Annotated in this window: 25 protein-coding genes and 1 other RNA gene; 19 read left to right on the top strand and 7 right to left on the bottom strand. The window is 38.0% G+C overall.

Annotated elements, in window-relative coordinates; genetic code table 11:
* Positions 1 to 4 precede the first annotated feature (4 nt).
* Positions 5 to 472, top strand: a complete 468-nt coding sequence (locus KGF86_RS10455) for an RDD family protein (protein ID WP_211741793.1) — start codon at positions 5 to 7, stop codon at positions 470 to 472.
* Positions 473 to 511: 39 nt separating this feature from the next.
* Here the strand turns inward: KGF86_RS10455 and KGF86_RS10450 are convergent, their stop codons facing one another.
* A complete protein-coding gene (locus tag KGF86_RS10450; RefSeq protein ID WP_281413781.1) occupies positions 512 to 1,012 on the bottom strand; it encodes a spore coat protein in 501 nt (166 codons plus the stop codon).
* Between the two features lie 586 nt (positions 1,013 to 1,598).
* Between KGF86_RS10450 and KGF86_RS10445 the strand changes: the two genes are divergently transcribed.
* From KGF86_RS10445 to ssrS, 4 genes are all read left to right on the top strand, one after another.
* Positions 1,599 to 3,209: an acyl-CoA synthetase gene (locus KGF86_RS10445; protein ID WP_211741792.1), complete on the top strand. Its 1,611-nt coding sequence runs from the start codon at positions 1,599 to 1,601 to the stop codon at positions 3,207 to 3,209.
* 330 nt (positions 3,210 to 3,539) lie between these two features.
* A complete protein-coding gene (locus KGF86_RS10440; protein WP_211741791.1) occupies positions 3,540 to 3,680 on the top strand; it encodes a small, acid-soluble spore protein L in 141 nt (46 codons plus the stop codon).
* A gap of 11 nt (positions 3,681 to 3,691) precedes the next feature.
* Complete coding sequence (locus tag KGF86_RS10435) at positions 3,692 to 3,946, top strand: sigma-G-dependent sporulation-specific acid-soluble spore protein CsgA (protein WP_222618997.1); 255 nt, start codon at positions 3,692 to 3,694, stop codon at positions 3,944 to 3,946.
* 84 nt (positions 3,947 to 4,030) lie between these two features.
* Positions 4,031 to 4,217, top strand: a non-coding RNA gene (ssrS, locus tag KGF86_RS10430) — 6S RNA.
* Between the two features lie 39 nt (positions 4,218 to 4,256).
* On the opposite strand, the gene KGF86_RS10425 is transcribed toward ssrS, so the two are convergent.
* The gene (locus KGF86_RS10425) at positions 4,257 to 5,000 is read right to left on the bottom strand and encodes an alpha/beta fold hydrolase (RefSeq protein WP_211742024.1); all 744 of its coding nucleotides are present in this window, start codon (positions 4,998 to 5,000) and stop codon (positions 4,257 to 4,259) included.
* Positions 5,001 to 5,191: 191 nt separating this feature from the next.
* Here KGF86_RS10425 and KGF86_RS10420 point away from each other — a divergent pair, with 191 nt between their 5' ends.
* The 4 genes from KGF86_RS10420 (at position 5,192) to KGF86_RS10405 (ending at position 7,653) form a co-directional block, all read left to right on the top strand.
* Complete coding sequence (locus tag KGF86_RS10420; protein ID WP_186869239.1) at positions 5,192 to 5,560, top strand: VOC family protein; 369 nt, start codon at positions 5,192 to 5,194, stop codon at positions 5,558 to 5,560.
* Between the two features lie 86 nt (positions 5,561 to 5,646).
* Positions 5,647 to 6,624, top strand: a complete 978-nt coding sequence (locus KGF86_RS10415; protein ID WP_186869240.1) for an alpha/beta hydrolase — start codon at positions 5,647 to 5,649, stop codon at positions 6,622 to 6,624.
* Between the two features lie 19 nt (positions 6,625 to 6,643).
* Positions 6,644 to 7,186, top strand: a complete 543-nt coding sequence (locus KGF86_RS10410; RefSeq protein WP_186869406.1) for a DJ-1/PfpI family protein — start codon at positions 6,644 to 6,646, stop codon at positions 7,184 to 7,186.
* 38 nt (positions 7,187 to 7,224) lie between these two features.
* Positions 7,225 to 7,653: a GNAT family N-acetyltransferase gene (locus tag KGF86_RS10405; RefSeq protein ID WP_246521459.1), complete on the top strand. Its 429-nt coding sequence runs from the start codon at positions 7,225 to 7,227 to the stop codon at positions 7,651 to 7,653.
* Positions 7,654 to 7,704: 51 nt separating this feature from the next.
* Here KGF86_RS10405 and KGF86_RS10400 read toward each other — a convergent pair whose 3' ends face one another.
* Both KGF86_RS10400 and KGF86_RS10395 read right to left on the bottom strand, forming a co-directional pair.
* Entirely contained in the window at positions 7,705 to 8,184 is a 480-nt protein-coding gene (locus KGF86_RS10400) for a YhfM domain-containing protein (protein WP_211741790.1), read from the bottom strand.
* 149 nt (positions 8,185 to 8,333) lie between these two features.
* Positions 8,334 to 8,915 (bottom strand): Maf family protein, encoded by a 582-nt coding sequence (locus tag KGF86_RS10395; RefSeq protein WP_186869242.1) that lies wholly within the window; start codon positions 8,913 to 8,915, stop codon positions 8,334 to 8,336.
* A gap of 164 nt (positions 8,916 to 9,079) precedes the next feature.
* Here KGF86_RS10395 and KGF86_RS10390 point away from each other — a divergent pair, with 164 nt between their 5' ends.
* The 10 genes from KGF86_RS10390 (at position 9,080) to KGF86_RS10345 (ending at position 18,850) form a co-directional block, all read left to right on the top strand.
* Positions 9,080 to 9,349 (top strand): DUF4190 domain-containing protein, encoded by a 270-nt coding sequence (locus KGF86_RS10390; protein WP_186869243.1) that lies wholly within the window; start codon positions 9,080 to 9,082, stop codon positions 9,347 to 9,349.
* Between the two features lie 163 nt (positions 9,350 to 9,512).
* Positions 9,513 to 10,079 carry a DJ-1/PfpI family protein gene (locus KGF86_RS10385; protein ID WP_211741789.1) on the top strand — a complete coding sequence of 189 codons (567 nt, stop codon included), beginning with the start codon at positions 9,513 to 9,515 and terminating at the stop codon, positions 10,077 to 10,079.
* Between the two features lie 4 nt (positions 10,080 to 10,083).
* A complete protein-coding gene (locus KGF86_RS10380; RefSeq protein ID WP_211741788.1) occupies positions 10,084 to 10,599 on the top strand; it encodes a DNA-deoxyinosine glycosylase in 516 nt (171 codons plus the stop codon).
* Between the two features lie 737 nt (positions 10,600 to 11,336).
* A complete protein-coding gene (locus KGF86_RS10375; protein ID WP_211741787.1) occupies positions 11,337 to 12,416 on the top strand; it encodes a sensor histidine kinase in 1,080 nt (359 codons plus the stop codon).
* A 12-nt stretch (positions 12,417 to 12,428) separates the two neighbouring features.
* On the top strand, positions 12,429 to 13,058 hold the full coding sequence (locus KGF86_RS10370) for a response regulator transcription factor (protein WP_186869247.1): 630 nt from the start codon (positions 12,429 to 12,431) through the stop codon (positions 13,056 to 13,058).
* A gap of 92 nt (positions 13,059 to 13,150) precedes the next feature.
* Positions 13,151 to 13,960 (top strand): cytochrome c oxidase assembly protein, encoded by an 810-nt coding sequence (locus KGF86_RS10365; protein ID WP_211741786.1) that lies wholly within the window; start codon positions 13,151 to 13,153, stop codon positions 13,958 to 13,960.
* Positions 13,961 to 14,251: 291 nt separating this feature from the next.
* Entirely contained in the window at positions 14,252 to 15,184 is a 933-nt protein-coding gene (locus KGF86_RS10360) for an ABC transporter ATP-binding protein (protein WP_211741785.1), read from the top strand.
* Between the two features lie 13 nt (positions 15,185 to 15,197).
* Positions 15,198 to 16,463 (top strand): ABC transporter permease, encoded by a 1,266-nt coding sequence (locus KGF86_RS10355; protein WP_211741784.1) that lies wholly within the window; start codon positions 15,198 to 15,200, stop codon positions 16,461 to 16,463.
* Complete coding sequence (locus KGF86_RS10350; protein WP_211741783.1) at positions 16,460 to 17,569, top strand: ABC transporter permease; 1,110 nt, start codon at positions 16,460 to 16,462, stop codon at positions 17,567 to 17,569. Before KGF86_RS10355 ends, KGF86_RS10350 begins: the two co-directional genes overlap by 4 nt.
* Positions 17,570 to 17,887: 318 nt before the next feature.
* On the top strand, positions 17,888 to 18,850 hold the full coding sequence (locus KGF86_RS10345; RefSeq protein ID WP_186869252.1) for an alpha/beta hydrolase: 963 nt from the start codon (positions 17,888 to 17,890) through the stop codon (positions 18,848 to 18,850).
* 88 nt (positions 18,851 to 18,938) lie between these two features.
* Here the strand turns inward: KGF86_RS10345 and KGF86_RS10340 are convergent, their stop codons facing one another.
* The 3 genes from KGF86_RS10340 to dat form a co-directional block, all read right to left on the bottom strand.
* Positions 18,939 to 20,936: a S9 family peptidase gene (locus KGF86_RS10340; protein ID WP_211741782.1), complete on the bottom strand. Its 1,998-nt coding sequence runs from the start codon at positions 20,934 to 20,936 to the stop codon at positions 18,939 to 18,941.
* 157 nt (positions 20,937 to 21,093) lie between these two features.
* Complete coding sequence (locus KGF86_RS10335) at positions 21,094 to 21,603, bottom strand: DNA topology modulation protein (protein ID WP_211741781.1); 510 nt, start codon at positions 21,601 to 21,603, stop codon at positions 21,094 to 21,096.
* An 87-nt stretch (positions 21,604 to 21,690) separates the two neighbouring features.
* A complete protein-coding gene (gene dat, locus KGF86_RS10330) occupies positions 21,691 to 22,563 on the bottom strand; it encodes a D-amino-acid transaminase (RefSeq protein WP_186869255.1) in 873 nt (290 codons plus the stop codon).
* Positions 22,564 to 22,738 lie beyond the last annotated feature (175 nt).

The following is a 22,738-nucleotide window of genomic DNA, read 5'->3' as shown; positions in this document are numbered from 1 at the left end:
AACGATGAGCGAAGCAAGTTTAAGTTATCAACATGCTGCATCAAGTTCGGAGCCACGTTTTGCCGGCTTTTGGATGCGGTTTTGGGCATATGTCTTAGATATAGTGGTTATCTCCAGTTTGAATGGTATTCTGCTGTCTCCTTTTAAATTTGTGAATGATGGAATTGCCATTAGTATTGGATTATGGACTGTAACAGGGTTAATAGCTTCGATTGTCTACTTTGCCTATTTTCTATTCATGACGAAATTTTTTGGGCAAACAATAGGAAAGATGATCTTAGGAATTAGAGTAATTCGTGAGGATGAACAATCTCTCAAATGGAGCGACGTCTTTTTCAGAGAGGTCATTGGACGATTTATATATCGTGTGTTTTCCATCCTAATGGTTCTCTATATTATTGTTGGTTTCACCGAAGAAAAACAAGGATTACATGATATGATTGCAAGTACGAGAGTGGTTTTCGATAGGTAATGAGAGACACGGGGTATAATCCCGTGTCTCTTTCCATTTTTAATAATCCATTTCTATTGCTTTTGTGGCGTTCACCATATCATTTTCTAAAAGCCTTTCGATGTCATATGAAGGGTAAAAACTATTTTCATACATGAAATAAAATACATCGGCGTGAGTTTTTATCGCGTTTTGTAGGTGTCTCGCTAATGTTTCTCGTACTGCTGGTGTTGCGGTTTCTGTAATGGCAATGGCATAGTTGCGAACTGAGGTTTTCGCGAATGCTAGAAGATCCCCAGCATAGAATCCCGTATCTAATTCGTGATGACTGCTTTGATCAGCTCGCGGTGCCAGAGCATAAAATTGCAGAAGTTCTCGAAGATTTCTTTCTAAGCCTTGAATCGTGTTCTGGTATAGCGTCCGAAGTCGTGGGTCTTCAACACTCCCAATTGCCTTTTTTAATTTCATTAATCCTACTGATTGAAAAGCTACTAATTCATGTATTTCCAGTGTTTCATGCCAAGCTAAGTGCTGAGGCTGTCTGTCCATAGGTGTTTCCATCGTATTTCCTCCTAGTAAGTAGTCATTTTAACTATATTCAGGTATAGAGGAGTAGGAAGCTTGTTAGGCCTAATATAGGCGAATATCATGATTAGTAATGGAAGGCTTCTCTATCAATTAGATCAGTCGGTAAGGCACTAATTTCTTCCATTGATTTCTCATATGTTTGAATTCGATTAAGCCAATAGGAATATCTAGGACATAGGAAACTAGTTGATCGGAAAGAGATGAGCCCAAACAAAAGGAACATGCGCCCGCCCGAAAGGAAGATGCGCCCTATAAATAGGAACATGCACCCAAAAAGGAGTAACATGCGCCCTTTAGCATACACTCAACCTAAATACATAACTCTATTTCACTATCCTGGAGTTTTTAAGATGCTGTCCCTTCATTCAACCACCTAAAATTATTGAACTACACAGTAACATAAATTGATACAACTCGTGAGTTTAATCGTAAAGTCGAATTAAGACGATTAGGGTAAAGTTTTGTAAAGTATATTGCTTCTAATAATTATCTGAATTAAAATAATTAATAGAATTTTATATACAGAAAAGTCATCAAACTATTTGGAGGAGTTGTCGGGATGAGCACTGATTCAAATGTACTTGATGGACTGAAACAATTATTAGAACGTGTACGGAGAAATACATTAGGAGATTTATTAGCGAGGACAAGGGAAAGGATGCCGGAAAAATTTGCACTTGCTTATCGGGATAAACGACTGAATTATCAAGAATTAGATAATATCGTAAATCAAACAGCACATGCTTTCCGGGAAAATGGTATGAAAAAGGGCGATATGATAACCGTTATGTCTAAGAATAGTTTAGACTTTGTGATTGTTAATTTTGCCCTTGCAAGAATTGGAGCCGTTATGATTCCAATTAATTATATGCTGACAAAGGATGATGTGGCGTTTATCATCAATCACGCTAATGTAACGGGATTAATTGCATCCGAAGAGTATGCCGCAATTTTGGATTATGCTTCGGTTGGTAAGGAGATCTCTTTTCGATACATTATGGATTTGGACGAAGGGGAAATAGTAGACGAAAGGTTTGAAGATTGGACATCGTTACGTGATATTCGTGAAGGAAAACCAACAGATTTTGTTGATGCGGATTTGTCTGATGATGATTTGGCGCATGTTTTATATACGAGTGGCACGGAGTCAAAGCCAAAAGGAGTTATGCTTACACATAAAAGTATCATTAGTGAATATGTGAGTTGCATTATAGATGGGAATATGGATGAGGGGGATGTATTGGTTCATGCTCTGCCAATGTATCATAGTGCCCAGTTACATGTTTTTTTAGGTCCAAGTATATACTTAGGTTCAAGCGGGATTATTTTAGATGGAGCAAGTCCAGAAATAATTTTACGAACAATTGAAAAGGAAGGAGCAACACAGCTTTTTTGCCCGCCTACAGTATGGATAGCCCTTTTAAGGCATCCGGAATTTGATACACGGGATTTGTCTACCTTGGAGAAGTGTTATTATGGCGCAGCGATTATGCCAAAGGAAGTGTTAAAGGAACTGTCAGAACGACTACCCAATGCCCGCTTCTGGAATTTCTATGGACAGACAGAAGTTGCCCCGCTGGCCACTGCATTACAACCGGAAGATCAATTACGTAAGCTTGGATCAGCTGGAAAACCTTCACTAAATATCCAAACAAGAATCGTGGATGACCATGATCAAGAGGTTCCGCGTGGTGAAATTGGTGAAATTGTTCATCGTACACCTCATGCGATGAAAGGCTACTTACATGATCCGGAAAAAACTGCAGAAGCATTCCGTGGTGGGTGGTTTCATAGTGGCGACCTTGGTGTGATGGATGAGGAAGGTTATATAACGATTATTGACCGAAAAAAAGATATGATTAATACAGGCGGTGTCAATGTTTCTAGCCGGGAAGTTGAAGAGATGATCTATCAACTTGAAGGTGTTTCCGAAGTTGCTGTTATTGGTATATCAGATAAATATTGGATAGAAGCAGTAACAGCCATTATTGTTCCAAAAGAAGGGGCAAGACTTACCGAGGAATCGGTTATTGAATTTTGCCGTTCTAAGCTATCCAAATTTAAAGTACCAAAATATGTTGCTTTTACAGAAGGATTACCAAAAAATCCAAGTGGAAAAGTATTGAAACGCGAATTACGGAAAGAGTATGAGGGACTAGGAGCAGAGTAATGGTTATTTCAAAGCATAGCTATAGTTAATGGCTGTGCTTTTTTTGTGGTGTCCATTAGTAAAATTGATTTGAAAGCAGATGCGCCCGGTTGGGAAGCAGATGAGCCCAAACCAGAGAAAGATGCACCCACCTCGGAAGCAGATGAGCCCAAACCAGAGAAGATGCGCCCGCCCGAGAAGCAGATGAACTCAAACTAAAGAGAGAAGCACCCACCCCTCCAAGCAGATACCCCACCCTAAAGCAACCTGCATCTCCCTACTTAATATCTCCACCCTCAAGTAGGATAAAACCCAACAATTTAGAAATACTACCTAGTGGAGGTGTCCTTTATGCCAGAAAAAAGTGATAGCTGGAGTAAAAAGCGTGTTACATCAAGTGTTAACCCACAAGGATTGACTGAGGAAACTGCCAATCACCGTCCTAAATCTGTATTGGAAGATCGGACAAAGAAGAAGAATACGAAGATTTAATAAAGCAGGTGATGACAATCGACCATACATTAAAGTACTTACTTGAATCAGTATCTAACTATGAAGAAAGCGAGCTAAGTCAGTCTATTTATCAAAAACTAAAGCATAATCAGTATCAAAACGAAAGAGCATTTGTTGATGATTTAGATGATAAGGAGATCCAGTATTTAGATCAAATACTGGAACGTGAAATTAATTATGCTGAAAATGTTCAAGATGATATTCGTGTGCAACAACTTCGCGAAGTATATGAATTAATCTTTTAAAATATGCTAGGAGTTTAAGCCTATTTTTGTTCAATTGGATGATATTGACATTGATTATTCATCGTGAACGTAGTAATATAATTACACAAGCTACGATGTACGTATTTTACTAAGTTTTAACCTCTAAATAGATAATAGGGAGTTTTACATTGAAGCTCTAATGTCGAGCCGCCATAGTGTAGCGGAAGACAGGAAGGTTTCTGCAAACACCCACTTAGTGAAGTGGTGGTTTAAAACTTTTTATTACAAATACGGCATTTGTGGCTGCTGAATATGCCAATTAACTGACCAGTTTCCGAGAGGAGGCTGGTCATTTTGCTTTTAAATAATGGTGACACGGGTTGGGTAAAATCTGCTTTGTAATCCAATCGTCAATTAAATGATTAAAGAATGTCGGGTCTGCTAAAGAGATGCCGTGGCCAATTTTAGGAATTACAATTCCGGTAGCATTTGGATTGGCATGGGTTAATTCACTTGCAGATTTGCGCATGATTTTCTTTTCCTTTTCACCAACCGTAACTAATATTTTTCCGCCAGCCTTATAAAAATCATTAGGGATACTAAAGGACATATTTTCTTGCATCACTTGAATAAAGGTATGAAGACTAGTTTCTGAACTATCTTGATAGTATAAATCCAATTGATTTTCTTTTATGTATAATACTTTTGCTTGGAGCTTAGCGAATGATTTCCACTTTACTAGAGGAAAGGATAGCTTAAAGAGAGGCATTGTTAGCTTAGCGCTATAGGGCATTGGCTTCGTTAAAGCACTGTTTATTATGGCATAGTTAATTAAGTGGGGTTGTATGCTAAGCATTCTGACAAGAACTTGTGCACCTAGTGAAAAGCCAATTACAATGATTGGTTTATCGTTCTTTTTTTCATTAATTAATTGTATGAGCCTCTGCGCACTATCATCTATAGAAAACGAATCGTGTTTGCTCTTGCCATGCCCTGGTAAGTCTGGAACTAAGCAATGGTACTTTGTAGTAAAATATTTCACTTGCTCGTCCCACATCCATCCACTTACTCCTCCACCATGAAGAAACATCATTAGTGGGGAATTCTCTACATAATATTCTTTATAATTCAAATGACTTCATCTCCTCACTGCGATACTAAGTAAATTTTAACATAATTCAAAAATAAGGGTATAAGTAAATGTTTTCAAAAAGTATTTGCTTTATGTATTTTTAATTATTCTTCATATTATTTATGATGAAAGTATGGAGGGGAGGGATTGGTATGGATTTTCACTATGAGCAGCTTGATCATGTGCAGTTAGCAGCTCCTAAAGGTGGAGAAGAGAAGGCTCGATTGTTTTATCGAGATTTACTAGGATTTTCAGAGGTAGAAAAGCCTGATAACTTAAAGGGCCGGGGTGGTGTTTGGTTCACCAATGGTATGATTCATCTTCATATTGGGATAGAAGAGCCGTTTTTGCCTGCACGAAAGGCACATCCCGCCATTCGTGTAAAGAATATTGAAGCGATGAAGCATTATCTCGATCAGAAAAATAGAGCATATATCGTGGATGACCATTTGCCAGGTGCAAACAGATTCTATTTAGATGACCCTTTTGGGAACCGATTAGAATTTCTTGAATGGATTTAAAAGTAAGGGGTTTCTCCTTTTAATAGGGAGAAACCCCTTCTTCATGGTAAAATTGTAAGAAAAATATCATTTCAGGGGGATTTCAATTGAAGAGAAAAATAAGTATTGCGTTGGGCAGTATTGTTGGGATTGTAGTGATTGGTTTACTAGTAGGTGGGAATTATTTCTATAGTGAAGGGATTAAACGAGGTACCGATATCGAATTACATAGTGAGCCTGAAAGTGTGAATGCAAGTGCAAGTGAAACAGCGTTGGCTATTTTAGAAGAAGCGGAGAAGTGGTATGCAGAGCAGGAACAAGAAGTCTTGCAAATCACATCCTATGATGAGTTGGTATTAAAAGCCGGTTACCTAGAAAACGATAGGAAAACTGGAAAAGCGGTCATTCTTGCTCATGGTTATCGTGGGAATCGAGATCATATGGATGATTTGGTCAAGTTTTATTATGATCAAGGCTTTGATGTATTATTGCCAGATGCGAGAGGTCACGGGGAAAGTGAAGGCGATTATGTGGGATATGGCTGGCATGACCGGTTAGATTATGTGCAGTGGATTAACTTATTAGTAGAACAGTATGGAGCAGAGCAAATCGTTTTACATGGTAATTCCATGGGGGCGTCCCTAGTTCTCATGACTAGTGGAGAAGAGCTTCCTGATGAAGTAAAAGGAATTGTTGCTGATAGTGGATATACGACAGTAAAAGAGGAGCTAAAGCATCAATTAAAGCACTTATATCATCTTCCAGCGTTTCCAATTTTAGATATTACAAGTATGATTACTAAGGTGAGAGCTGGTTATTTCTTTGGGGAAGCATCTGCGATTGACCAGGTGAAGAATAATACGAGAGACCTATTCATTATACATGGGGATGCTGATGAGCTAGTTCCGACCGAGATGGCATATGAATTGTTTGAAGCTGCTGGTGGGGATAAAGAGCTGTGGATTGTGCCTAATGCTGGACATACAAAGGCTTATAATGTTGCAACCGAGGAATTTCAAGATCGTTTACAACAATTTCTAGACAAGGCATTAGAAGAAAATACAAATCATGAGAACCATGAGTGATCGATGGGAGATTCCAAGTATGAAAAAAACTGCGGTACTCTTATATCCACAATTTAGTGAATATGAACTAAGTGTAGCATTATCGGTACTTATGCAAGGAAGTAAGCCAGTGCTAACCGTAGGGATGACGAATCAGCCAATAAGTGGAGAAGCAGGGTTAACTTGTATTCCCGATACAACTATTTATGATGTAACAATCGATGAAGTGGACAGCTTATTATTACCTGGCTGTCTGGATATTGGGGCATTAGCAGAGGAGCAAAGAGTAGTAGATTTTATTATGCGAATCGCGAAAGCTGATACAATAATCGCAAGTATATCTAGCTCACCATATTTATTAGCAAAAGCAGGTATTCTAAAAGGAAAGAAATATACGGTAGGACTACCCAAGGATAAATTAGGAGAGCTGGGTGTCTTTGAAACGGAAAATTACTCAGATAATGTAGTGGTTCAAGATGGAAATACGATTACGGCAAGAGGAAGGGGCTTTATAGAGTTTGGGATTTGTTTAGGAAAAGCTCTACATCTTGATTTCAATGAAAATTGGTATCGAAATACCTAGTACGTCCAGACAATTGAGAGATTTCAAGGAGCGATACGATGCTGAATAAACAAGTTAGATTAGCCACAGTAAAGGATGCGATAGCGCTTTCCCGGTTGAATCATAAGTTTAATGGTGGGGAAAAGATAGATCCTGAAATAATCAAGGAATGCCTGCATGCTGGTAATGAATTAGTCGTAGTCGCAGTAGTAAATGAGCAAGTAGTGGGCTTTGCATGTGCTCAGAGCTTTCAAACCTTTTGTTATCCAAGCAGTGTTGGAGAAATTACCGAAATGTATGTAGAAGAAACAGCACGGGGAATGGGATTAGCGAGTTCTATGATTTCATTATTGGAAAAAGAGCTTCTACACCGTGGTATCCAATCGATTAAAATAATTACGGGTAAAGATAATGACCGGGCTATTAAAACATATCAAAAAAGTCAATACCTCCTAGAGGATGTTGTTGTATTGGAAAAGGAATTATAATATAAAAAGAGAAGCAGTTATGATTAAGTAGTTCTGATAATGTGGAACTACTTAGGTTTTAATAGCTTCTCTTTTCCATTTTACATTAATTAATTCCATTACCGTATCCATCATTTCTTCTGATACAGTATAAATTGTATGTGTATCATCTGTATTCATCAAGCTGCTTTGTTGGCCTTCTTTGCCGATCCATAAATGAAAATGTTGCTTGTTATTACTTGTATCAATGACTTCTATATAATAGTTAGGGTTAGCCATATTTACGATAGCTTTTTCCTTTTTAGCACCTGAAATTATTTGCTTTAATTTCTCCAGCTTTTCAGCTTCTTCCAAAACAATTGGACTGGCATTTTTTGCTTTTGAAAAACTAATCGTTGCAATGTCAGAATTTAAAATTAAAGGACTAACATCCTTGTGTTGTATTACTGTATTAATTATTTCTGCTTGATTTGCGCTGTTATTTTCTGTTTGGCAACCAGATAGAATACTCGACAATACAGGAAAACCTAAGAGTAAAATTATTTTTTTCATCTACGCTCCATTCCTCTCAGTCAATGTTACTGATAAGACGGAGAAAACTTCTTTCATGTTTCATAAATATAGCATCCTTGTCCTCTTCGTTGTTACAACGATAGAGAACTAAACACCGTTTGGATGCTTAGCAAATGTATTAATCTTTACTACTCTTCTTGCACAGCGTTAATGTTAAATTTCCTCAATTCCCGTACGACTCTCGAAATGGGTAATCCTACCACGTTATAATAGTCGCCGTTTATTTTCTTCACTAAAGCAGCACCTTGACTTTGGATACCGTAAGCTCCTGCTTTATCATAGACATCCTTAGTTGCGATATAAGCATGGATCTCACCTTCTGTTAACGGCCAAAATTCTACCATTGTTTTTTCCACAAACGAAACTACTTTTTCCTGTGAGCGGATGGTTACGCCAGTATATACGTCATGTACATTCCCGCTTAAACGTGAAAGCATCTCATATGCTTCTTCGTGATGATTCGGTTTCCCATAAATGTTCCCTTCGAAGGCTACTACTGTGTCTGCTGTTAAAATTACCTCACTCGAATCAATAAATGGCACATGCTTCGCTTTATGTAAGGAAAGCTGTTCCGCTCTTAATGCCGGATTGTCCGTTTGAATGACAGATTCATCCACATCCTGTTTCCTTATAACAAATGGAATGTTTACTAGTTCTAGTAGCTCTTTTCTCCGAGGCGAAGTAGATGCTAATACTAATGAATGGTTCATTGACTTCCTCCGTATACATCTGACATAATTTATTATATAGAAAAGTATACTAGATTGGATGCTTATTGTGAAAGGAACGAGAATTTATACCTATACATATAGTAAGAACTTTGTTAATTTAAATTAGTAAACGGTTAAAATAAATTAGGAATAGGAGGGTCTAAATGGAGACACAACAAACAAACGGGAAAGCTGTTGCAGCATTAGTGCTAGGTATACTATCGATTGTAATCCCATATGTAGGACTAATACTTGGTATAATTGGAATTATTTTAGCTAATAGTAGTTATAAAGAAATTGCTGTTACCCATGAAGGTGGGCGTGGACTAGCAACTGCAGGATTAGTAACTAGCATTATCGGAGTTGCATTATACGGTCTTCTTTTTATTTTTATTATCTTTGGTATTGCTTTATTTTCTGTATCCTATTACTAAAAGCGAGAGATCACGTTATCGTAACGATGATCTCTTTTTTAGTTTATCGTGATATAGCCATCTAAGATAGGGGAACTAATTGTTTCGTAAATATGCTATAATTGCTATTTAAAATCCAGAATATTTACTTTATACTGGATTACATATAATAGGGGGAATGGGAATGACTCGAGTCTTGTTTTTTGCTTACCCGATGTATGCTGATTTTGAAATTGCTCATACGTTATTCTTTTTAAGAAAGCTTGGGAAAGCTTGCGTGGTCACAGCAACAATTGATGGGGAAACGGTTGAAAGTCTAGGAGGAATTGTAACCAATCCAGGGCTAGCCATTGCGGATGCAAACCCTAATGATTATGATTTAATCTTAATTTCTGGTGGGGATGGTGTATCCCAAGTGTTGGAAGACAATCGGATCCAGAACTTTCTCCGGGAAGCAAATAGTATTCAAAAACCGATAGCCGCCATTTGTGCGTCGGCAACCCTGCTCGGTAAAGCCGGTTTATTAAAAGGGAATATTTTCACTTGTACCCCGAATACATATGAAGTGTTTAAGGACGTATTTGCAGATGCGGAATATACGGGTGAAAGACTAGAAGTACGGGATAATCTTATTACTGCAAAGGGGACTGCATTTCCAGAGTTTACCTTAGCGGTGATGGATCAGCTACAATTATGGAGAAATGATGAACAACGGGAAAGTGCACGGTTATTTTGTAAGGGAGAAGTATAACAGTATGGCACAAAAAATTGTTGGATTACCACCGGTTATCAATCAAACATCTAGGGTGTTAATTGTAGGCTCCATGCCAAGTGTTTTATCACTGGAGAGCAAGGAATATTATGGGAACCCTCGTAATCATTTTTGGAAGATAATCTACGGTTTGTTTGATGAAAATCCAGATTCTAGCTATGCGGATAAACTGACCTTTCTTAGGGAGAAGCATATTGCGCTTTGGGATGCAATTGGTGCTTGTTATCGAGAAGGGAGCTTAGATTCATCGATTCATGGTGAGGAGCCTAATGATCTTCCAGGTCTCATTCAAGCATATCCTTCCTTACAGTTAATGGCATGTAATGGTACCAAGTCATTTAACACGTTAAAGAAGTACTTTTCTCCAGAGTCTTTATCGAATATCCCAGTAATCAAACTACCTTCTACTAGCCCGGTTCCTGGTCGTTATAATAAACAATTGCATGAAAAGATGGAAGAATGGAAGCAAATCATTGCCTATCTTGAGGAAAAAACGTAATTTTCAAAAAAGTGTTGTGCGTAGCATATCTCATTCTGTATAATTGACTTTGGGAGTGTCGTAGCTAAAGAGGGGAGAGTCGTAAGCGGCAACTTACGACTCAGACAATTGCGTAGGCTGCGGCGACTTCCTATCTTGGTGAAAAAGGTAATTATCCTGGTTCCTTACAAAGTGACAGGGTGATTACTTTTTTTCACGACTGTTCACAACTAACAATACTAGTGTTGAGAACATTAACATTAACTCAAGAGTTTTTTCAATTGGAATCACAAGCTTCAGCCCCTTTCCTGGGGAATTTTTTATGAAGCCGCCGTTAGTAACTCCAATATTCTGATCGTCTCACGCCTAGCGTATTGTCCCCCTCATTATACTACATCGGAAGGGCTCTCGTATCGCGATAATTACGAAATGGTAAAATATTCTTAGAATTTAGTTTGTTGTGGCAAAATACCTATGAATTGTCGATTATTTAGATAATGTTGTGAAAGGGACGAAGGAACGAGATATGATTGTTACTATAGGGAGGAGCTTGCTCGACACGAATATACTTGCAAGGCGTAGTGAATTGTAGAACCACGCCTTTTTTTGTTGTATTTGGGGAACAAATACTAAATTCACATTTACACGCATCAAATGAGTAGCCAGGTATTATCTCTCTAAATGCGAAATTTAGCAAAATATAGAACTATACTATGATAGAATATAATCAAAATTATATGCTAGGAAAGTAGGGTGTTATGAAATACTTCTGGGGTAGGTTTATTGTATTTGTCTTACTTTGGACCTATTTGATCATTCAATATAGTACCAATAGTTGGGTTAGCATTTTGTGTTTTGCTGGAGCGATGGCCAGTTTCTTCTTTCTATCATTAAAAAAAGTACCGATTTATGTGTACATCCTGTTGTCATTTATTATTTTCTTACATGGGCTACTTATAGCAGAAGAGAATCTAATAACAATCATCCTATTAGTTTATATTTCTATGATCGCATCTTTTCGGTTGCGCGAGAAAAAATTAAAGCTATATATCCTGATGAATTTGCTTATATCGATTTTACTTAGTTATTTTCAAATGAGTCATGTAGTAGCGATTATGGTGATGGTTGTATTTTTATATTTCCTTATTCTATCCATTAATCAATACGTCACGATGTTACAAGAACAGCGTAATCTTTATGAAGAATTACGTAGTGAATATCGTAAGCTAAAAAGAATGAATCTACTTGCAGAAGAAGCTGCGCGTGTTGAGGAAAGGAACCGAATTGCACGTGATATCCATGATTCAGTTGGACATCGACTAACAGCTTTAATTATGAAACTGGAGACATTAGCCATCCAGACGAAAAATGAAGATTATCGTGAGTTGAAAAAGATGGCAGAGGATAGCTTAGGAGAGACAAGACAGGCTGTGAAAACACTCCAGGCAGAAGAAAGCGAAGGAATTGCAACAGTCGTACATCTTATTCGTAAGCTTGAAGCGGAAAGTCAAATCGTTGTTCAGTTCACCATTAAGCAGGGTGTACTTACTGTTCCGTTATCAAATGATCATAGTGTTGTCTTATACCGGGTGCTCCAAGAAGCCCTCACCAATGCGATGAGACATGGTTATTCTAGAGAAATCCATGTCGTATTAGGTAAATCTGCAATTGGAGATGTCACCTTTGAAATATCGAATGCCGTTTATGAGGTAAAGCCATTTACATTCGGCTTCGGTCTAACCAATATGAAAAAGAGATTAGAACAGATTGGTGGACGACTCGATGTGTATCAGAAAGAAAATCAATTTTACGTATCCGGAATTATTCCATCGGAGTAGGAGGACAATCATATGTGGCGGGTATTATTAGTGGAAGATCAAGCAATTGTAAGACAGGGATTAAAGGTTATTCTAGAACAAGACGAGCATATTAAGGTGACACATGAAGCGGAAAATGGTGCGGAGGCAATAGCTATTCTTGAAAAATATGCGATTGATTTTATTATGATGGATGTTCGCATGCCAATTATGAATGGAATTGAAGCAACTAGAGTTATTAAACGTAAGTGGCCAAATATTAAAATATTGATTCTAACTACCTTTAATGATGATGAATATGTAGTAGAAGCATTGAAAGAGGGAGCAAATGGTTTCTTATTGAAAACAGCCGATTCAACAAAGCTATTAGAAGCAGTCCATAGCTGTATGAATGGTGGGTTAATGCTACATGATGAAGTCGCAGCTAAAGTAATGCCCCGTTTACTTCAAAAACGTACCAAAGAAACGGTAAAAGTTGATTTATCACCACGGGAATTAACGATTACTAGATTAGTCGGCGAAGGAAAAACAAATAAAGAAATTGCCGATGAACTCTTTCTTTCAATTGGTACTGTGAAAAATCATATTACCCAGATTTTGCAAAAGACAGATTTGAGAGACCGTACCCAGCTTGCGATTTTTGCGGTAAAGCATGAACTGTAGCAATCATTCATAAAGTTGTACTATCTTACACTAATGTCCAGCATTCCTATCCATTATAATGAGGGAAAGAACCTAAATAAGAGGTGTTCGACATGCTTTCCATCATGTTAGAGGAATTTCCGTTTGCGTCTCTTTGGAATACAGGAATATTTCTGTTTATTGCGTTTGCCGCTGTTATCTATCTATTTTTATTGCCACAGGAGAAGAAGCATTCCTGGTGGAAGAGTGTTTGCTTTTTCCTTGGATTAATGGTCCTATTTATCGCGACAGGGAGCCCAATTAATATTATTGGACGAATTCAGTTTAGCGTTCATATAATACAAGTCGTTCTACTTTGCGTGATTGTACCGCCTTTATTGTTACTTGGTATGAAACGTACTATACTAGACCGAGCACTACGGAATAAATGGGTTACTAAAATAGTGTCTTTCCTTGTGAAACCTTATGTAAGCATTAGTGTATTTTTCTTAACCTTATACATATATCACCATCCACCGATCTTTGATAAAGCTCGTGTGGACCTATATGGGAATTACTTTTACCTGTTAGCTCTATTTGCTACCGCTTTACTATTATGGATACCAATTATTCGAGGAAGCGATTGGACAAGGACACTTATTTATCATGTCGTATGTATAGGAATGATTGTTCCGCTTGCTGGGATTCTACTATTTTCAAAGGAAATCCTACATCAAGCATACACGGATTTGACAACTTTTACACAAGCATTGGAAGTATGCTTGCCGGCAGGGGCCGAATTATCTCCACAGTTAGTATTGCAACTATTACCGTTTGAGCCAGTTGCAGAGCAACAGCTAGGTGGGAGGATATTGTTCGCTTCTGTTCTAGTTGTATTTACCGTGTCATCTATTATTAAACGACAAGTTATAAAAAAAGTGTAAGAAAGTAGCTCTCGGTTTCGGAAGCTACTTTTTTGTAAGTGCCGAAATGTCTAAGTTGGTAAGATGGGATCACAATCATGTAAAGAACTCGCAATGAAATACATGTATCCAAATGGTAGTGTGAAAGCTAAAAGGCATATCAAAATGTCTACACCCCCCCATCGACCCAAAATTTCACGTTTCTCTCTTAAAAAAGTGACTCAAGTCATACCTCAATAATTTCTTTTCATGACTCCAGGTAGTATGTAAACTGGAGCTTTTCTCGTATTCTAAATTTAGGAGGGGAATCAAATGATCGAATTGGTGAACTTAACGAAACGATTTAAACAGATTGAAGCGGTAAAGAACTTAAATTTATTTATAGAAAAAGGTGAGATTATCGGACTTCTTGGTCCCAATGGTGCTGGTAAATCAACAGCAATCTCAATGCTGTCGACATTAGTAGAGCCTACCAGCGGGGATGTCCTTTTCGAGAACAAAAGTATTGTCAAGAATCCTAGCAGCTTCCGAAAGATAGTAGGCATTGTACCACAGGAGATTGCTCTATATGAAGATCTATCAGCGGAGGAGAATCTTTATTTCTTCGGAAGGATCTATCATTTGCGTGGTAAGAAATTAAAACAAAAGGTCGATGAAGTATTGGAGCAAATTGGACTAACCGATAGACGTAAAGACATTGTAAAGAAATTTTCAGGTGGAATGAAACGACGGTTAAATATCGGTGTAGCCATGCTTCATGACCCAGAAGTGATTATTATGGATGAACCGACTGTTGGGATTGATCCGCAATCCCGTAATTATATTTTAGAGACGGTTAAACGGCTAAATCAAGAAAGAAAAATGACCGTATTGTATACGAGTCATTATATGGAGGAAGTAGAGCTGTTATGTGACCGTATTTACATTATGGATAAAGGAAATCTAATTGCATCTGGTACAAAGGATGAAATTAAGAAAATCTTATCCAACGAGAATACGATATCCATTAAGGCGGATCGATTTAGTGAGGGATTTCTTACTGCGTTACGAGAACATCCATCTGTAACGAGTGTGACAGTAGGAGAAAAAGAAGTGCTCGTTATCGTACCAAGATCGGTTCGCATGTTTTCCGAGGTCATTCAAATAGCAGAGAAACACGGAATCGAACTACACTCTGTCGATAACAAAGCCCCTACTTTAGAGGATGTATTTTTACACCTTACTGGCAGGGCATTAAGAGATTAGAGGGGGGAATAGGATGCTGTGGAATATTATTAAAAAGCAAGGTCTCATTATCTTAAGAAACCCTCAAGAATTATTATTACTTCTTGCGCTTCCGGTATTACTTATTACGATTCTATCCACTGCGTTAGGTAATTGGATAAACGGGGAGAGTCAGCCAATATCACTTCAAGTGGCGTTTTTGGAACATGAAGCGGAAGAGGTGCAAGTTGAACGGTTTTTGCAGGATATGGAGAAGGTACTTCCACCTGATGTATTGGAACAGATTCGTACGAACATCGATCATATGGCACCGATTAATCTACTAAAGGAATCGGTCTTGGAAAATGAAACAGTCCAGGAGTTTATTAAAGTAGAGTATATTAATCCCTCTGAGCGTGAGCGAGTCTTAGCAGATGATTCGTATACTTCGTTAATTGAAGTGCCTGAGAATTTTACGTATGATACGCTATCCAATTTAATTGGAAATAAGGATGAACAACCTGCATTTCTCATTATACAAAATGAAGGGCATCAATCTGGTGTTTCGATTATCCATCGTATTTTGCAACAATTTCAAGAGCAAATGACGTTAGGGAAGTTTGTTGAGGATAATCAATTGGATATGGAAACATTGCAGTTAGATGAAGAAAGTATAAAAAGTGAGATCGTAACAATCAATGAAAAAGAACCTGTCACATCCCAGGCTTATTATACGTTAGGTATGGTATTAATGAACGTTTTGTTTATAGCAAGTGCTATCGGTTCTATTGCGTATAACGAAAAGAGAATGCATGTATTAGATAGAATTATTGTAGCTAATGTATCAAGATGGGTGTATTTTCTTGGTATATGGATTTCTGGAACGATGTTTGCGTTTATCCAGGCTATTATTATCTTTACGTTTTCGCGATTTGTATTTGGTGTGACATGGCCAGGATTAACGGGATTTTTACTAGTAACGTTGGCCTTTTCTCTTGCGGTAGGTGGTGTTGCAGTTCTATTAGTTTCTTTGAGCTTCCGAGGAAATTCAGAATCGATTATCCATATCTTCTCCGGTATTATAGTCACGGTATTCGCTGTTTTAGGTGGTAGCTTTGCACCTGTTGGTGAATTTTCTAAAACGATTCAGTTTATCGGAAATCTAACCCCAAATGGTGCTAGTATGACAGCATATTTGACTATATTACGGGGGGAAGAGCTTGGTGCAATAGGGAATCAGCTAATCTATTTAGTATGCTTTGGGTTAGCGGTCGTAGTAATTGCAATTTTATGTTTTCCGAAGAGGGGGGTATCTTCATGATTGGAATCTTAAACGCGAAGCTAAAGCAGTTTATCCGTGCTCCGTTTACATTTTTGATGTTTACTGGCATGTCGATCGTCTTTGCCCTTATCTTTGGTGGATCAACGGGCCCAGGCAATATAACGGTTCCGGTCTATGCAGAACATAATGTGGACGCTTCTATAATAGAATTTTTGGAATTGGAAGAATCGATGAAATTTATCTGGGTGACAGAGGATGAACTAAAAGAGATGGTTTCCGATGGGAAGAGTGAATTAGGTGTTGTTTTAAAGGAAGAGGACTTTCAAATTGTTGTCGGGGTAGATTCCTTTAATACAGGGCTAATTGAACGCACTATTCGCTCTGCTTATTTAGATAAACGTTTGCAAGAACAGCTTATCGAGCAGAGTGGTCTAACATCAAAAACGGAGCAAGAAGCATTCGTAGAAACGATGAAGCAGGAATTAAGTGAACCGATTTTTTCTATCGAATCAACAAGTTTTCGTGGGGAAGGCGCGTTTGTTTATAATAGTAACCTACATCACATATTTGGTTTTTCCTTATTCTTTGTTATTTATACGATTGCTTATAATGTAATCTCCATCTTATTGGAAAAAAGAGAGGGGATATGGGACCGAATGATTTTATCCCCGGTGAAAAAGTGGGAGATGTATGTTGCGAATTTAATTTATAGCTTTATTACCGGCTATATCCAAGTGGCTATCACATTTTCGGTATTCCGGTATATTGTCGGAGTTGACTTTAATGGACGATTTGTTGAAACATTATTACTGTTAATTCCTTATGTATTTGCCATTGTTGCACTCTCTCTTTTAATTACAGCTATTGTAAAGAACATGCAGCAATTTAATGCTATACTACCGATTATTTCAGTTAGTATGGCAATGATTGGTGGGGCATATTGGCCAATTGAGATTGTGGAGTCGAAGTTATTATTAACCCTGGCGAAAGCTGATCCGCTTTATTATGGGATGCAGGCTCTAGAAGGCATAGTGGTGTATGGCTATCCGCTGTCAGAGGTTTTAATACCAGTTAGTGTTTTAGTATTAATGGGTGTAGGGATGATGGGAATTGGCATCCATTTAATGGAAAGAAGACATATTTAAATCAAAATAAATGGAATCGATGATACGATAAGTCACTCGCTCCGGAAATATACATTGCTCTAACAGGCAGATGGTGAGCCTAGCTGTCCTTATTTCTATAAGGCATTTACCGATGTCGCTTTTGGAGTATAGGTATAGTTCCGGAGCTAATTTTATGTAGATAACTTCAATGTATGTTCTCTCCTATAGCCTTTTTTGAAAAATAATGTGTAATCCTGGTGTTGTTACAAATATCTACCAAAAAGAATTTTAAATTTTTTGTAAAAATTTCTAGTATAATAGTATGATAGACAACAAGAGTAAACTCTAGGGGGAAATATGGTGAAGAGAAAGATTATAAAGGGCTTAGCTGGACTATTTATTATTTTATTCATTATAGATGTTATCGCTAGTTTTTATTTTTATGATTTAGCGATAAGTCGAGGACCAAAGGATTTCTTAAGTGGGAATAAGGACCTTGAAGTGTCTGCTGAAACGATGGACGTGCTACTAGAAGGTGGCTGGCGTGATTGGGTAGCTGACCAGGAGTTTGAATATATGGAGATGACGTCACGGGATGGTTTATTACTTCAAGGCTATTTCCTTGAGGCTAAAAAACCGACGAATAAGCTTGTTATCGCTGCTCATGGGTATTTAGGCCGTGGAAGTGATATGGGCTTATATGGCCAGTACTATTATGAGGAATTAGGGTATAACTTCTTTACTGCTGATTCACGAGGTCATGGCAAAAGTGAAGGTAATTACTATGGATTTGGTTGGCCGGACCGATTAGATTATGTCGATTGGATTCAGTTATTGATTAATAAGTTAGGTCCGGATACGGAAATTATCCTTCATGGATTATCAATGGGAGCTGGCACGGTTCTAATGACAGCAGGGGAGGAGCTACCGGATAATGTGAAAGTAGTGATTGCTGATAGTCCGTATACAAGTGTACATGATTTGTTCTCCTACCAGATTGATAGAATGTTTAATCTTCCTGCTTTTCCCTTTATTCATTCTACAAGTCTCCTAACGAAAGCACGAGCTGGTTATTCATTTAAGGAAGCTTCTGCACTAGAACAAGTGAAAAAAGCAAAGGTGCCTATTTTATATATAACAGGGAATGGTGATACCTTTGTTCCGACAGAAATGACACATGAGCTCTATGAACATACGAAAAGTAAGGCTGAGCTAGTGACCTTTGACGGGGCGAACCATGGCGAGTCGTTTGTCATGGATGAGGCGAGGTATAAACAGGTATTGAATACGTTTCTTAAGGATAATTTAGATAATGAATAGGTAATGAATATGATAAAGAAGCGTAAAAAGGCGAGTGTCTCTAATTTTCTACGAAGACACTCACCATATTTCATTTCAACATGCTATTTTACAAATACTTGTCAAACCAGCGTAAAATATGATTTAAACGTTCAACACGCATTTCTGGTTTTCCACTACGACTTAGTTCATGGTTAGCACCTGGGAAGCGAACGAATTCTACTTCTTTTTTCAAATGTTTTAATGCTACAAAGAACTGCTCCCCTTGCTCAATTGGGCAACGGTAATCTAACTCACCATGCAAAATTAATAGTGGAGTTTCTACCTTATCTGCATATTTTAAAGGCGAGATATCCCATAATGCTTTAGGGTCGTCTAGTAAATCATAGCCGTGCTGCCATTTGTTGAAGAAGTAACCAATGTCACTTACTCCATAGAAGCTAAGCCAGTTACTAATAGAACGCTGTGTAACTGCAGCTTTGAATCGATTAGTGTGACCTACAATCCAGTTCGTCATGAAACCACCATAGCTTCCTCCTGTTACGCCTAGTCGTTCTTGGTCGATAAAATCATAAGTCTCTAGTGCATAATCCACGGCAGACATAACGTCACCGTAATCGCCACCACCATAGTCACCACGACAAGCATCAACGAATTTCTGACCATAACCATGGCTTCCGCGAGGATTCGTATACAAGACAACATAGCCTTGAGCTGCTAGTAACTGCATTTCGTGGAAGAAGGTTTGTCCATACATAGCATGTGGGCCACCATGAACCTCTAGTACTAATGGATATTTCTTTCCTTCCTCAAATCCATAAGGACGCAACACCCAACCATGAATATCCCAGCCGTCTTTCGCTTTAAATGTAATGCTTTCAGGAACGCTCGTTGCAACGTTGTCTAAAAATTCGCGGTTTGCATCTGTTAGCTGTTCTACAGTAGCTTTTGAATCTAGTAAATAGAAATTACATGGAACAGTAGGTGTGCTCACACCGATAACAAAGCTTTCATTTGTTGGATGATAGCTGAAACCAAATACATGGCTGTCTGCTTGATATAAGCTTTTTAATTCTCCAGTTAAGCTGACTTCATAAAGATTGACAGCACCATTATCTGATCCAATGAAAAATACTTTATTCTCATCACTTGACCATACTGGACCACCTTCTGAACCGCCTAGACGAGTGTCACCTACCATTAAATCGCCAAGCTGGAAGTCCCAGTCTTCACTTAGACATACTGTTTCTTTCGTTTGAACATCATAGACATATAGCTCTGTTAAAGTAGCATTTAAATACTGTTGTTTATGTCCAAGATAAGCAATCTTATTTCCACTTGGAGAATATTTTGCTGTGTAGTAAGCACCGTCACCGTCTGTTAGTCGTGTAATAGCTTTTGTAGCTGTATCTAAGAGATAGATATCGCTTTTTAGCTCGTAATCCGATTCTTCACTTAGATTAGCAGAGAATAAAATGGTTGAGCCGTCTGGAGAAATATCTTGATAGCTGTAGTGATGGTCACCTTCTGTTAATTGGGTGAAGGTTTCTTTTTCCACGTCATAAAGAACAATATGAGCTTTCTTATCATCAAGGAATCCTTGTGCATCAGATTTATATTTTAGATTCGTAACATGAAGTGGTTGTTTACTTTTTTCTTCTTTTTCTTTTTGGAGTTCTTCCTTTGACAGTTCATTTTGATTGGCAACATCGTCATCTTTGTCTAATGAAGCAGTGAATAGGATTGATTTTCCGTCTTTGGACCATTCCGCATTGACAGCACCATTCTTAAAGTTTGTAAGCTGCTTTGCTTCACCACCGTCTAAAGGAAGTAGCCATAATTGTGGTACGCCACTTCGGTTGGATTGGAATAGCACCTTCGTTCCATCCGGAGAAAAACGGGGGTTGCTATTTTTATGGTGACCGAATGTCCATTGTCTAGCTGTTTTCTCGTTTAGGTCTTGAACAAATAGATTGGATTCGTATTCTTTTTTATCATTGATTGTAGTTGAAACATAAGCATATGTAGTTCCATCAGGAGCAAACTGTGGATCACTAAATACTTCCAAGCTCATAAAATCTTCTGTCGTGATTGCGCGTTTTGTCATTGATTAAACCTCCGATTTGTAAATTGGATTTTTTTGCAGATGGAATATTTCGAAAATTAATCATCTGCATAGGGCTAACTAGAGTATTGTCAACAGAGAAGACGAATACTTATTTCCCATTTTAAACTACTTCGGGTTACGAAGCAATTGCGAATTGCTAGTTTGGTAGTTTTTGTTGTAACCAATCCGTTAATTGTTTTCTATTTTTAAAAATATGGATATCTTTGTTCGTTAAATTTGCTAATCTTTTATACATTTTGGGTGCTTTATTTTTGTTGTAATCTTTTGTCCAGCGGATAAAGTCTAAGTTTAATCGCTCATGACAACCTTCTGCCATGTCTGGTCTTGTCCGATTCCGATATTGAATTCTTCTTTTCGTTATCCCATATAATGTACGTAGGGTTGGGTAGTTTAAGAAAATAATCGTATCCGCATCGGCAAACCGCTTTGGTAAGGTTGCGCTATAGTTGCCATCAATGATCCAGCTATCCTGCTTTAATATTTCATCATGTTTTTGGATTAGTTCGGTATCCTCACTTGGCTGCCAGTTCGGCTTCCAATATAAGGAATCCATATGATAGACAGGGATATTAAGTTTGTCGCCAAGCTGCCTTGCTAAGGTTGATTTTCCAGCTCCCGGATTTCCTATAATGGTGATTTTCTTCATTTCGACCTCCTTATGGGTAAAATGGTGTAAAAGAAAGTAGGGCTGTCTCATTAAGGGAGTTTTCCCGGATAATAAGACAGCCGTTCATTAAGCGTTTGCTATGATGTTTTCGATTATATTGGCATCTTTCTCGTATGCTGCTTGTAGCTTTCTTGTTATTTCACCAGGCTTTCCGTCTTGAACTAGCTTCCCGTCGACCTGAACAATAGGCATAACCTCGGATGTACTGCTAGATAAGAAGAGTTCATCAGCTTCTGTAATCTCCTCTAGCGTAAAAGCTTCCTCGATAAATGGAATTGATAATTCATCGACGAATCGTTCAATTGCCATCCGAACACACCCATGTAAGATGTTGTTTGTTGCAGGATGCGTATAGATCGTGCCGTTTTTAACTAAATAAATATTCGCAGCAGAACATTCCGTTACCCGACCATTTCGATGAAGGATTGCTTCATAACAGCCATGCTCTTTTGCTTCTTGCTTAGCCATGACATTAGGTAATAGATTCAAGCTCTTTATAAAACAATTCTCCCAACGGATATCACGGTGGGTAATGACCTGAACGCCGTTTCGTAAAGCTTCTAGATTACGAGCAAGAGGCTGTACATAGGCATAGACATTTGGTTCCACATCGGTCGGGAAGACATGATCACGAGGTGCTGATCCTCTGGATACTTGCATATATACCTTTCCGTCTTCTGTTACATTGTTACGCTCTAATAATTCTAATAGTAATTTTTTTAATTCCTCTTTAGATTGCGAGAGTTTAATTTTAATAGCTTCTGTAGAACGATATAATCGATCGATGTGTTCATCTAATAAGTAGTAGTTCCCTTTGTATACTCGAATAACTTCATATATACCATCGCCAAACTGAAGCGCGCGCTCTTCAATAGGAAATTTTAAACTGTCTCGATGGATAAATTTAGCTTGTGATAAGATTACTGGAAATAAAGACAACGCTATTCCCCTCCTTAGTGATATGACTATTTTATTACTTCCTTATAGTATTGTAAATGATTGTTTTTATATAATATTCGTATTATTAAAATGGGTTAGTCTTCTATGTGGTGGGCGAGGGAACAGAGGATTAGAGGTCTGTTGCATACCGTCAAAATTCGACAATTCAGCTATA

This window comes from Ornithinibacillus massiliensis, from assembly GCF_018310345.1.
GTDB classification, from domain to species: domain Bacteria; phylum Bacillota; class Bacilli; order Bacillales; family Amphibacillaceae; genus Ornithinibacillus; species Ornithinibacillus massiliensis.
Note: the sequence above shows the minus strand (reverse complement) of the source record. Positions and strands in the feature narration are given on the sequence as shown.

Coding starts and splice junctions, on each gene's coding strand:
- KGF86_RS10455 (WP_211741793.1), top strand. CDS start 5: ATGAGCGAAGCAAGTTTAAGTTATCAACATGCTGCATCAAGTTCGGAG.
- KGF86_RS10450 (WP_281413781.1), bottom strand. CDS start 1,012: ATGGAAACACCTATGGACAGACAGCCTCAGCACTTAGCTTGGCATGAA.
- KGF86_RS10445 (WP_211741792.1), top strand. CDS start 1,599: ATGAGCACTGATTCAAATGTACTTGATGGACTGAAACAATTATTAGAA.
- KGF86_RS10440 (WP_211741791.1), top strand. CDS start 3,540: ATGCCAGAAAAAAGTGATAGCTGGAGTAAAAAGCGTGTTACATCAAGT.
- KGF86_RS10435 (WP_222618997.1), top strand. CDS start 3,692: ATGACAATCGACCATACATTAAAGTACTTACTTGAATCAGTATCTAAC.
- KGF86_RS10425 (WP_211742024.1), bottom strand. CDS start 5,000: ATGATGTTTCTTCATGGTGGAGGAGTAAGTGGATGGATGTGGGACGAG.
- KGF86_RS10420 (WP_186869239.1), top strand. CDS start 5,192: ATGGATTTTCACTATGAGCAGCTTGATCATGTGCAGTTAGCAGCTCCT.
- KGF86_RS10410 (WP_186869406.1), top strand. CDS start 6,644: ATGAAAAAAACTGCGGTACTCTTATATCCACAATTTAGTGAATATGAA.
- KGF86_RS10405 (WP_246521459.1), top strand. CDS start 7,225: ATGCTGAATAAACAAGTTAGATTAGCCACAGTAAAGGATGCGATAGCG.
- KGF86_RS10400 (WP_211741790.1), bottom strand. CDS start 8,184: ATGAAAAAAATAATTTTACTCTTAGGTTTTCCTGTATTGTCGAGTATT.
- KGF86_RS10395 (WP_186869242.1), bottom strand. CDS start 8,915: ATGAACCATTCATTAGTATTAGCATCTACTTCGCCTCGGAGAAAAGAG.
- KGF86_RS10390 (WP_186869243.1), top strand. CDS start 9,080: ATGGAGACACAACAAACAAACGGGAAAGCTGTTGCAGCATTAGTGCTA.
- KGF86_RS10385 (WP_211741789.1), top strand. CDS start 9,513: ATGACTCGAGTCTTGTTTTTTGCTTACCCGATGTATGCTGATTTTGAA.
- KGF86_RS10380 (WP_211741788.1), top strand. CDS start 10,084: ATGGCACAAAAAATTGTTGGATTACCACCGGTTATCAATCAAACATCT.
- KGF86_RS10375 (WP_211741787.1), top strand. CDS start 11,337: ATGAAATACTTCTGGGGTAGGTTTATTGTATTTGTCTTACTTTGGACC.
- KGF86_RS10370 (WP_186869247.1), top strand. CDS start 12,429: ATGTGGCGGGTATTATTAGTGGAAGATCAAGCAATTGTAAGACAGGGA.
- KGF86_RS10365 (WP_211741786.1), top strand. CDS start 13,151: ATGCTTTCCATCATGTTAGAGGAATTTCCGTTTGCGTCTCTTTGGAAT.
- KGF86_RS10360 (WP_211741785.1), top strand. CDS start 14,252: ATGATCGAATTGGTGAACTTAACGAAACGATTTAAACAGATTGAAGCG.
- KGF86_RS10355 (WP_211741784.1), top strand. CDS start 15,198: ATGCTGTGGAATATTATTAAAAAGCAAGGTCTCATTATCTTAAGAAAC.
- KGF86_RS10350 (WP_211741783.1), top strand. CDS start 16,460: ATGATTGGAATCTTAAACGCGAAGCTAAAGCAGTTTATCCGTGCTCCG.
- KGF86_RS10345 (WP_186869252.1), top strand. CDS start 17,888: ATGGTGAAGAGAAAGATTATAAAGGGCTTAGCTGGACTATTTATTATT.
- KGF86_RS10340 (WP_211741782.1), bottom strand. CDS start 20,936: ATGACAAAACGCGCAATCACGACAGAAGATTTTATGAGCTTGGAAGTA.
- KGF86_RS10335 (WP_211741781.1), bottom strand. CDS start 21,603: ATGAAGAAAATCACCATTATAGGAAATCCGGGAGCTGGAAAATCAACC.